This window comes from Gordonia alkanivorans NBRC 16433 (assembly GCF_000225505.1).
GTDB lineage: Bacteria > Actinomycetota > Actinomycetes > Mycobacteriales > Mycobacteriaceae > Gordonia > Gordonia alkanivorans.
In genome coordinates this window covers 1-265 of record NZ_BACI01000009.1, presented here as the reverse complement: position 1 = coordinate 265, position 265 = coordinate 1, and the positions used below count along the sequence as shown (strand labels likewise).

General features: G+C 51.3%; 1 rRNA gene. It reads right to left on the bottom strand.

Annotated elements, in window-relative coordinates:
- Positions 1-56: 56 nt before the first annotated feature.
- A 5S ribosomal RNA gene (gene rrf / locus GOALK_RS01190) occupies positions 57-173 on the bottom strand.
- Positions 174-265 lie beyond the last annotated feature (92 nt).

Genomic DNA, 265 nt, shown 5'->3' with positions numbered 1-265 from the left:
AAATGCATTGTGGCCCTACACGAATGATGTCGTGTAGGGCCACAATGGGATGTTGTGTTCGGCGGTGTCCTACTCTCCCACACTGATTAAGGTGCAGTACCATTGGCGCTGGAGGGCTTAGCTTCCGGGTTCGGAATGGGGCCGGGCGTTTCCCCTCCGCTATGGCCGCCGTAACTTTATGAAACAATCCACAACGGTTTGTTTGTTTGTTGTGTGTTGTTTCAGAAGTGTCATAGTGGATGCGAACACACCAGAGAACGTGTTT